We start from the raw sequence: 9,843 nt of genomic DNA on the forward strand, positions 1-9,843 counted from the left end.
CGGGCCGCAGCGCCACCTGCCTGCTGGAGGGCGCTTAATCCGTCTTCGTCACGGTCAGCCTGCGGTATTGCGCCATGTGGCGGATCGCCTCCTTGGGCTTCCGGAAGCTTTCGTACAGCAGGGCGAGATTGTAGTGGCAGTCGGCGAAGCCGGGGTCGCCGCGCAGCGCCGCCTCGTAGGCCTGCAGCGCTTCGCTCTTGCGGCCCATGTCGTCGAGCAGGACGCCGAGATCGTAGAGCAGCACCGAGTCGTTGCCGCACGACCGGATCGCCTCGCGGTAGGCGCGCTCGGCTTCCGGGAAGCGCCCCGCTTCGTGCAGCAGGCATCCCAGGTTGATGCGCGCCTTGAGGAGCGCCGGGTCGGCCGCGACGGCGTTCTCGTAGGCCGCCACCGCCGCCGGGAGGTCCTCACCCTCCAGGGCCGAGCCGCGCTCGAACCATGCCTCCGCGCCCATCTCGCTGAGCGGCATCCCGGGGCGCTCGATCACGCTCAGCGAGCCGTCGGCGGGGTTCCCCTCGAAGGCGAGCAGGTACTGTCCCGACTCCGCCTGCCAGCGGCGCGCCCCTTCCTGGACCACCACCGAATCGCCGCCTGCGGAGATGCTCAATCCGGAGAGCGGCATCGAATCGGGGAGATGGCGCCGCAGCTCCTGCACCGATCGGGTGATGCGCTTGCGCGGCACTTTGGCGGCGGCGAGAGCCCGGGCGGTTCGCAGGACGATCAGATCCTGGAAGGAGAAGCGCCAGGCGTTGCGCGGGCCGCGCGCCGGCGAGACGAACCCGGCTTCGACCAGGGCGCGTATGGCGCGGCGCGGAAGATGGACCAGCTTCTCGACGTCGCGGATGGTGTACTCGTGCATCGCGTGCGGCCTCCCGCTATTTCTTGGCGGTCTTCTTCGCGGCCCCTTCGGACCCGGCGCGCTTCGGAGGCTTGCGCGCTTCGGCGGCTTCGGCGCGCGCCTTGGCGGGCGCTTTCCGCTCGAGGCTCGCCCGCAGCGCCTCCATGAGATCGATCACCTGCCCGCCGCCCTCGGGCACCTCCGCCATGGTGATCTCCTGGCCCTCGACCTTCCTCTGCACCGCCGCCTCGATCCGGCCGCGGACTTCGTCGGCGTAGGCGGCGGGATTGAAGGTGTCGGAGGCCGACTGGTCGATCAGCTGCTGGGCGAGCTTCAGCTCCGCTTCCTTGACCTCGCCCTTCGGGATGTCGATCTCCTGGATCGATCGCACCTCGGCGGCGTACAGAAGCTGTTGCATCACCAGCCCGTCCTCGACGGGGCGGATCATCACGATGTACTGCTTGCCGCGCGCGGCCCATTTTCCGATGGCGCAGCGCTTCGAGTCGCGCAGCGCCCGGGCGAACAGGGCGTAGGGCTTGGCGCCCCCCTTGTCGGGGGCGAGATAATAGGCCTTGTCGAAGTAGACCGGGTCGATCGACGCGATCGGCACGAATTCGGAGATGTCGGCGGTGTGCGTTCCCGCCTCCTCCATCGTCTTGAGCTCCTCCGGGGAGAACATCACGTACTGGTCCTTGGCGAATTCATACCCCTTCGCCATCTCCTCGCGCGAGACCGGCACGTCCTCCTTGGCGCAGAAGTACTGCTGCCGGAGCCGGGAGCCGCACCCCTTGTGCAGGAGGTTGAAGGAGATCGCATGACTCGACTCGGTAGCCGAAAAAAGCTTCACCGGGATCGACACGAGTCCAAAGGAGACGGTCAGCGACGCGATTGCCCGTGGTGCCATGCTCTCCCTCCGGATTGAGTCAGGTTGCGCGTTTGAGCAGCCGCTCGAGGCTCTGTTTCCGTTTCAGGACGTCACGCCATCGGTCGGAGCCCTTTTCCAGCCATCCGCCGGCGTTGGTGATCCGGAAGTCGAGCGGATGAGCGGTCGAGAGCTCCTCCCACGTGAGAGGCATCGACACGGCGGCGCCCGCCGCGCCTCGGGGTGAATAGGCCACGTTCAGCGTCTTGCCGCGGGCGTTCATATTATAGTCCAGGAAGATTTTGCCGGTGCGCTTGGGAACGCTCCATTCGAGGGTGATGTCCTTCGGGTGGCGGGCCATCAGGTGCCGGCCCACCAGCTCGCAGATCCGGCGCGCCGCGTCGAAGTCGATGGTGCGGCGGATCGGCACGAAGACGTGCAGGCCCGTCTTCCCCGAGGTCTTGACGACCGGCTCGAGCGACATGCTCTGGAGCAGCTCCCTCAGTCGGAAGGCCACCTCCTTCCCCTTCTCGAAGGCGACCGTGTTCAGCTCCGGCTCGCCCCCCGGCGCCTCCTTTCCCGAATAGATGTAGGGATCGAGGTCGAAGACCAGGAAGTCGGGGCTGTTGAGCACCGACTCCTCCAGCCCCTCCGCGGTGTCGTAGTCGGCGCCCCGGCCCGTGGCGTCGGGGCCTGGCTTGGCGCGGGAGTGCCAGACGTGGAACTCCAGCGTCCCGGACTGCGCCAGCCACAACAGCGTCGGCAGGTTGTTGCACAGCAGGTACTCGTGGTTTTCATCCTTGTGCTCGGAAAAGACGGTGATCGTCTCGACGAACTCCGGCTTCTCGTGCTCCCAGTGCTTCTGGAAGAACCGGTGTCCCTGGATCCCTTCGGGCATGCGGATCATCGTGAGAGGGCGGTCCGCCAGGTGCCGCAAGATGAAGGGCGACACCTGCGCCAGATAGCTGAGCAGATCGCGCTTCCTGAGCGCCGGCTGCTGCAGAGAGGGGTCGGCCGGCCAGTAGATCTTGTCGAGGTGGGTGAGCCGGATGCGGTGCGGGCCGACCGCCAGCGGAAAGTCCTTCTTGGCTCCGGCGAGCTGCGCCAGGATGCCGGCGATTTCGCCGGCTCCTTCCTCGTCCCGCGCCTGCCGCTTCGGGTCGGAGGCGCGCGGCGCCGCTTGCGGCTCGGAGACCGCCGGGGCCGGCGGCGCCGGCCGCCGGACCTCCCGCGGCGCCACGTCGTCGCGCAGCCGCAGGAACACCGGGGCGCGCAGGTGGCCGTCTTCGGTCCAGCTGTGGAATTTCACCTCGGCCACCAGCTTGGGCTCGACCCACGTCGTGGGATTCGGAAGCTCGGGCTTCTCGGCGAACGGGCAGCTGCCGCGCTTCAGCGGCTCGATCTTCGCCTGGATCTGCGACAGCGCGCGGTCGTCGAAACCGGAGCCGACGTGCGAGGCGTAGCGCAGCTTCCCCTTGTCCCAGACCCCCACCAGGATCGCGCCGAGCGCGGCGCGCGATCCCTTGCCGCGCGTGAAGCCTCCCACGACGAAGTCGGCGCTTTGCGTCGGCTTGATCTTGAGCCAGAGCGGCGTCCGCCGGCCCGCCTCGTAGCGGCTGTCCAGGCGCTTGCCGACGACCCCTTCGAAGCCGCTCGCCAGCGCCGCCTCGTTCAGGGCGACGCCGTCCTCCGCGGCGTGCACGAGCTGCACGCGCGACGTGGGCAGCAGGCTCTGGGAGAGATAGCGCCGGCGGTCGCGGTACGCCACGCCGCGCAGATCGATGCCGCCGAAGTACAGGAGGTCGAAGCAGAAGTAGACGACGGGCGCGCTCTGCTCCGCCGCCGCGAGCTCGCGGGGCGTCTTCAGCTGGACGCGGTTCTGCAGCGCGTTGAACGAAGGCTTCCCGGCCGCGTCGAACGCCACGATCTCGCCGTCCAGGATCATTCCCGTCACCGCCTGCCGGGTCAGCTCTTCGGTCAGCATTGGAAAGGCCGGGGCCAGCTCCAGCCCGCGCCGCGATCGCAGCCTGACTTCCTTGCCGGAGAGGAAGGCGATCACCCGGTAGCCGTCGAGCTTCGGCTCCCACAGCCAATCGGGATGGTTGAAGGGCGCCGCGCCGATCTCGGCGTGCATCGGCTCGAGCTTGGGGGGCATCGGGGAGACCTCCCCCGCCGGCACGAGCCGGGAGGCGGGGATGCGGTGCGCCGGCACGACCTTCATCTCCTCGACCGCCACGCCCGACAGCACCGAGCGGTTCCTATCCGTGACGTCCTGGCTGGTCACGAAGCGGTCCTTGTGCTTGATCAGCAGCCAGCTCTTCGCGTCCTTGGTGCGCACCAGCGCGAACGATCCCTTCACCTTCTCCCCGCGCAGCAGGAAGCTCAGCTTCCCTTTCTCGAGCCCCTCCCGCACCCGGCTCTCGGCCTCGGCGCGGTCGTGGAACCAGGTCTCGTTCCCCTCGTCGGGAGAATATAGGCCGCAATCCCAAACAATCACCTCCCCGGCCCCATATTGTCCAGGTGGTATGACTCCCTCGAACGAGCCGTACTCGTAGGGGTGATCCTCGACGTGTACGGCGAGGCGCTTTTCGGTAGGATCGAGCGAGGGCCCTTTGGGGACGGCCCAGGACTTGAGGACGCCGTCGCACTCCAGCCGCAGGTCGTAATGCAGCGCCCGCGCCGAGTGCTGCTGGATCACGAAGAGGAGCGGGCCTTGGCGCGTGGCGAGCGCTCCGGGCGCCGGCTCGGGCGTGGCCGCGAAAGTCCGCTTGGCGGAATATTCCCCCAGCGGCGACGACCGGGCGGCGGAAGATCGATCGGATCGCTTGCCCTTCGGCGGTCGGTCGGCCAGGATGATCTCTCCGGTGCGGCGGGGCGTCTCCCCGTGAGGACCAAGGAGCGAGATGATGCAGATGTTAGCAGGAACGAGCGGCTATTCCTATAAGGAGTGGATCGGCCCGTTCTACCCGGAGAAGACGCCCGCCCAGGCGATGCTGCGCTACTACGCCGAGCGCTTTCCGACGGTCGAGATCAACAACACCTTCTACCGGATGCCGGCCGAGGCTTTGCTTTCGCGCTGGGCGGAGGAAGTTCCGGAGACTTTCCGTTTCACCCTCAAGGCTCCGCAGCGCATCACCCACGTCAAGCGCTTGATGGAGACCGCCCCGGACGTGGCGGAATTCTCCCGGCGCGCCGCCGTTCTGGGGGAGAAGCTCGGGATCCTGCTCTTCCAGCTCCCTCCCTACCTGAAAAAGGACCTGCCCCGGCTCCGGGACTTCCTCGCCGGCCTGCCCCCGGGCCGGCGCGTGGCGGTCGAGTTCCGTCACGCCTCCTGGCAGGACGACGAGGTCTACGAAACGCTCCACGTCGGCTCGGCGAGCCTGTGCATCGCCGACACCGACGAAGGGACCACTCCCTGGGTCTGTACTTCCGATGTCGCCTACCTGCGGCTGCGGCGGACGCGCTACGACGACGGCGATCTGCGCGCCTGGATCGACCGCCTCGGGGCGCAGCCCCTGGAGCGCGCCTACGTCTATTTCAAGCACGAGGACGAAGGTCTGGCGACGCGCTTCGCGGCGCGGCTCACGGATCTGTGGCGCTCAGCTGGCAGTCCGGCGCGATGAGGCAGCAGGACGGCGCCCTTCGCCTCACCGCCACCGATCTGGCGAACCACGTCGCGTGCCATCATCTCAGCCACCTCGATCTCGCCGCGGCCCGCGGCCTGCGGCGGCCTCCCGACTGGTTCACACCCGACGTCGCGGTGCTTCGCGAGCGCGGCGCGGAGCACGAGAGCGCTTTCCTGGAGCACCTCCGGCGGCAGGGGCTGCGCATCGCCCGGCTCGACGCCGGGCCCGGCGAGCCGGCGGCGTTCGAGCGCACGCTCGCGGCGATGCGCGAGGGGTTCGACGCCATCGTGCAGGCGACCCTGCTCGCGGGATGCTGGTCGGGACGCGCCGACGTCCTGCGCCGGGTGCCGCGCCCGAGCCGTCTCGGCGCCTGGTCGTACGAAGTGTGGGACACCAAGCTGGCGCGCGCGACCAAAGGGGGGTCGGTCCTGCAGATCTGCCTCTATTCGGATCTGCTCGAAGCGAGCCAGGGGACGCGGCCGGAGTTCATGTACGTCGTGCCGCCGCGCGACGATTTCGAGCCCGACCAGTATCGGGTGGATGACTTCCTGGCCTACTACCGGCTCGTGCGCCGCCGCCTCGAAGAGCTGGCCGGCTCCTCCGCATCGGACCCGCCCACCTACCCCGTGCCGGTGCCTCACTGCGACGTCTGCCGCTGGTGGCCGGCGTGCGACGCCCAGCGGCGCCGGGACGATCACCTCAGTCTGGTGGCCGGAATCACGCGGCTGCAGACCCGCGAGCTGGAGGGGCGCGCCGTGGCGACGCTCGAGCGCCTCGCCGCGGAGCCCCTGCCGCTTGCCTGGAAGCCGAGCCGTGGCGCGCTCGAAACCTACGCGCGGGCGCGCGAGCAGGCCCGGGTACAGCGCGACGGCCGCAACCTCGGGAAGACGCTGTACGAGCTGCTGCCGCAGCAGCCGGGGCTGGGATTCGAGCACCTGCCCGATCCCTCCCCCGGCGACCTCTTCTTCGACCTCGAGAGCGATCCCTACGTGGGCGAGGCGGGACGCGAGTACCTGTTCGGCTGGGTCCTCGAAGACGCCCCGGGGAGCCCCGAGTACCAGTGCCTCTGGGCGCTGGATCCGGCGGCCGAGCGCGCCGCGTTCGAGACCTTCGTCGATTTCGTGATGGCGCGCTGGGCGCGGCATCCCGATCTGCACGTCTACCACTTCGCGCCTTACGAGCCCGCGGCGATCAAGCGCCTGATGGGGCGCTACGCGACGCGCGAGAGCGAGGTCGACCGGATGCTGCGCGCCGGGCTGTTCGTCGATCTGCACGCCGTCGTGCGGCAGGCGCTGCGGGCGAGCGTCGAGGAGTACTCGCTCAAGAAGATCGAGGCGCTCTACGGATTTTCGCGCGAAGTCGACCTGGCGGCGGCCGGCGTGCAGCTGCGTGCCGTCCAGCGGGCGCTCGAGCTGGAAGAGCCGGAGGCGATCGACGCGGCGGTGCGCGAGGTCGTCGCCGGCTACAACCGGGACGACTGCGTCTCGACGCTCCGTCTGCTCCGCTGGCTGCAGGAGGTGCGCGAGAAGATCGAGGCCCAGGGTGCGCCGATCCGCCGGCCCGCCGCCAGCGCCGGCCTGCCGAGCGAGTCGGTGGCGGAGCACGACCGGGAAGTTCGCGAGATCATGGAGGCGCTGCTCGGCGACGTGCCACCCGCGCGTCTCGAGCGCTCGGAGGAGCAGCAGGCGAGCTGGCTGCTCGCCTACCTCCTCGACTGGCACCGGCGCGAGGCGAAGGCCGGGTGGTGGGAGTTCTTCCGCCTGCGCGAGCTGTCCGATGAGGACCTGCTCGACGAGAAGGCGGCGCTCGCCGGCCTGGCGCACGCCGGACGCGCCGGCGTCGTCAAGCGGGGCGTCGTCGACCGGTACCGCTTCCCCACCCAGGAGACCAGCCTCCGCCGCGGCGACAGGCTGAAGCTCCCCCTCCCCATCGATCGCGACTTCGGCCAGGTCGAGTCGATCGATCTCGGAGCGCATACCCTCGACGTCCGCAAGCGCGGCGGCTGTGAGAGCCTGCATCCGACCGCCGTCTTCTCGCAAGACAACGTCCCGGCCGAGGCGCTCGCCGCTTCCCTTCTCCGTCTCGGCCGCTGGGTCGCCCGCCACGGCATCGACGTCCCGGGCGCCCGCCGGGCGGCGCGCGATCTGCTTCTCGGACGGCCCCCGCGCCTCGCCGGCCACGGGGGCGGCCCGCTCCGCCGCGACGGCGAGAGCGGCCTCGGCGCCGCGCGGCGCCTGGTGGCGGAGCTGGAGAGCGGCACGCTCGCCATCCAGGGCCCGCCCGGGACGGGCAAGACCTGGACCGGGGCGCGGATGATCTGCGATCTGGTGCGCGCCGGGAAGCGGGTCGGCGTCTGCGCCATGAGTCACAAGGTGATTCGCAACCTGCTCGAGGCGGTGGTGCAAGCCGGCCGGGAGGAAGGCGTGTCGCCGCGCTGCTTCCACAAGATCGGGGCGGACGACGAAGGGCCGGAAGGCGAGATCGGGGAGGTCACCGACAACGACAAGGCGCTGCGCCTCCTGAAGTCGGGGACCGCCCGGGTACTCGGGGGGACGGCCTGGCTCTGGTCCCGCGAGGAGTTCTTCGAAGCGGTCGACGTCCTGTTCGTGGACGAGGCCGGACAGATGGCGCTCGCCAACGTCCTGGCGATCGCGCAGTGCGCCCGCGCCCTGGTCCTCCTCGGCGATCCCCGCCAGCTCGACCAGCCGCTCCAGGGGACCCATCCGGAGGGGACCGACATCTCGGCGCTCGAGCATCTCCTCCAGGGGCATAAGACGATCGCCGAGGATCGCGGCCTCTTCCTGGAAGTGACCTGGCGGCTCCATCCCGCCATCTGCCGTCTCACCTCGGAGCTGTTCTACGACGACCGCCTGCAGCCGCTGCCGGGGCTCGAGCGGCAGGCGATCCTCGGAGACTCGCCGCTCGCCGGCGCCGGCCTTTGGTTCCTCCCGGTCGATCATGAGGGGAACCAGAACTCCAGCCCGGAGGAGGTCGAGGCCGTCGCGTCGCTGGTGGGAAGGCTCGCCGGGGGCGGCGTCCGGTGGCGGGACCGCGAGGGGGCGGAACGCCCTCTGCGGCTCGAGGACGTCCTGATCATCGCGCCTTACAACGCGCAGGTCGCCGATCTGAGCGCCCGCCTGCCGGGCGCCCGGGTCGGCACCGTCGACCGGTTCCAGGGGCAGCAGGCGCCGGTCGTCATCTATTCGATGACCACGTCGAGCCCCGCCGACGCCCCGCGCGGGATGGAGTTTCTCTACAGCCTCAACCGCTTCAACGTCGCGACGTCGCGCGCCCAATGCGCCTGCGTGGTCGTCGGCAACCCCCGGCTGTTCGAGCCCGAGTGCCAGACTCCCCGTCAGATGCAGCTGGCGAACGCCTGCTGCCGCTACCTCGAGTTGGCCCGGGAGCTGGCGCCCGCCCCCTCGCGGCGCGACGTGGAGTCGGCTCCGGCGCCTCCGGCGTCCCGCCCCGGCCCGCCGGCGCAGCGCTCCTTGTTCGAATCTTGAGAACCTGCGCACAGCCTGGCAAAGGCGTTCCCCAAGACCTAGCCGCTGACAAGTCAGACCAACTCAGGCCCCGGACGCCTGGCTCGAGCCTACGACACCGTCCGGCCGCACTACCGATTATCGAACCCAGGGGCAAGCGCCGTGGCAGGCGCTCAACGACGGTCACACGACCGGAGAGAGGTGACCCCGGCAGCTTGATGCAGTAACCTCATCACCATCGGGGTGTCCGGAGATCATCGACTAAGTACACCTCAGGTTAAGCGTTCCATCACTTACCTCGGTGTTGAAAACAGATCAGCTAAAGCCTTGAGCGATGCTATAACTCCAGTCAGTCCTATTCCTATTCCACCGAATCTAATCACCCGCTTGAGCCGATCGATCGGCAGCGCCGACTCGCTATATGGCGGCAGTTTGATCTTAATAGCTCTTACCAGTACAAAAGCGCTTAACAGTCCAAAGGCGACTGTTACAATCGGGGGTACTTGCTCGTTCACATTCCCACCTCTTAACTATGGACAATTGGGAGGCGGTAACAGAGGCGATACTTGTTGTCCGTAGTTAACAACGATTCCAGCAGCTTCGACTCCCGCCTTCGCCTCATTTCGTAGCATTACTGGCGCTCACGGGGACGCGGCCGGGGCTGACTCTGAAAGAGTGGTAGCGGCTCAGGAACTTCCACCCTGAGAATCGGACGGCACATTGGGCGAACTGTATCCAGACCGGTCCGCATTTACTCTTGATACCTCACCAATCGATCTGCCTTCCCGGCCACAGTATAGTTGTCGTCTCTCCCGTAATCTTTAACGCGTATGACACCCGTTTCATCAAGGTAATAGGAGTATGCTTCGTCCTCTCTTCTCATTGGACGGACCCTAACAGGATGCTGAAAAACCCTTCATTTTCCCGTTGACGTGATCACTCATCGTTGTACGATGCTCCGGAACTTTTCGGAGGAGCCCACGATGCGCGGAGATGACCGGCACCAAGACGGTGTGTTCAGCTACCTTTCCC

The 9,843-nt window shown here is 68.2% G+C and carries 5 protein-coding genes; 2 read left to right on the forward strand and 3 right to left on the reverse strand.

Annotation, left to right across the window (positions count from 1 at the left end; translation table 11 throughout):
* Positions 1 to 34: 34 nt before the first annotated feature.
* From VGR67_00285 to ligD, 3 genes are read right to left on the reverse strand one after another with little or no spacing between them, the layout of a single operon-like run.
* A complete protein-coding gene (locus tag VGR67_00285) occupies positions 35 to 859 on the reverse strand; it encodes a tetratricopeptide repeat protein (protein HEV8334842.1) in 825 nt (274 codons plus the stop codon).
* A 16-nt stretch (positions 860 to 875) separates the two neighbouring features.
* The gene (locus tag VGR67_00290; protein HEV8334843.1) at positions 876 to 1,742 is read right to left on the reverse strand and encodes a Ku protein; all 867 of its coding nucleotides are present in this window, start codon (positions 1,740 to 1,742) and stop codon (positions 876 to 878) included.
* Between the two features lie 19 nt (positions 1,743 to 1,761).
* Positions 1,762 to 4,554, reverse strand: coding sequence for a non-homologous end-joining DNA ligase (ligD, locus tag VGR67_00295; GenBank protein ID HEV8334844.1), 2,793 nt, complete (start codon positions 4,552 to 4,554; stop codon positions 1,762 to 1,764).
* Between the two features lie 49 nt (positions 4,555 to 4,603).
* Here ligD and VGR67_00300 point away from each other — a divergent pair, with 49 nt between their 5' ends.
* Both VGR67_00300 and VGR67_00305 read left to right on the forward strand, forming a co-directional pair.
* Positions 4,604 to 5,323: a DUF72 domain-containing protein gene (locus tag VGR67_00300; GenBank protein ID HEV8334845.1), complete on the forward strand. Its 720-nt coding sequence runs from the start codon at positions 4,604 to 4,606 to the stop codon at positions 5,321 to 5,323.
* On the forward strand, positions 5,320 to 8,832 hold the full coding sequence (locus tag VGR67_00305) for a TM0106 family RecB-like putative nuclease (protein HEV8334846.1): 3,513 nt from the start codon (positions 5,320 to 5,322) through the stop codon (positions 8,830 to 8,832). The genes VGR67_00300 and VGR67_00305 overlap by 4 nt, the downstream gene beginning before the upstream one ends.
* The last annotated feature ends 1,011 nt before the right edge of the window (positions 8,833 to 9,843 follow it).

The organism is Candidatus Polarisedimenticolia bacterium, assembly GCA_036004685.1.
Classification (GTDB): Bacteria; Acidobacteriota; Polarisedimenticolia; order Gp22-AA2; family AA152; genus DASYRE01.

What these genes read in the sequence shown, in the direction of transcription:
- VGR67_00285 (HEV8334842.1), bottom strand. Translation starts at nt 859, where the DNA reads ATGCACGAGTACACCATCCGCGACGTCGAGAAGCTGGTCCATCTTCCG.
- VGR67_00290 (HEV8334843.1), bottom strand. Translation starts at nt 1,742, where the DNA reads ATGGCACCACGGGCAATCGCGTCGCTGACCGTCTCCTTTGGACTCGTG.
- VGR67_00300 (HEV8334845.1), top strand. Translation starts at nt 4,604, where the DNA reads ATGATGCAGATGTTAGCAGGAACGAGCGGCTATTCCTATAAGGAGTGG.
- VGR67_00305 (HEV8334846.1), top strand. Translation starts at nt 5,320, where the DNA reads ATGAGGCAGCAGGACGGCGCCCTTCGCCTCACCGCCACCGATCTGGCG.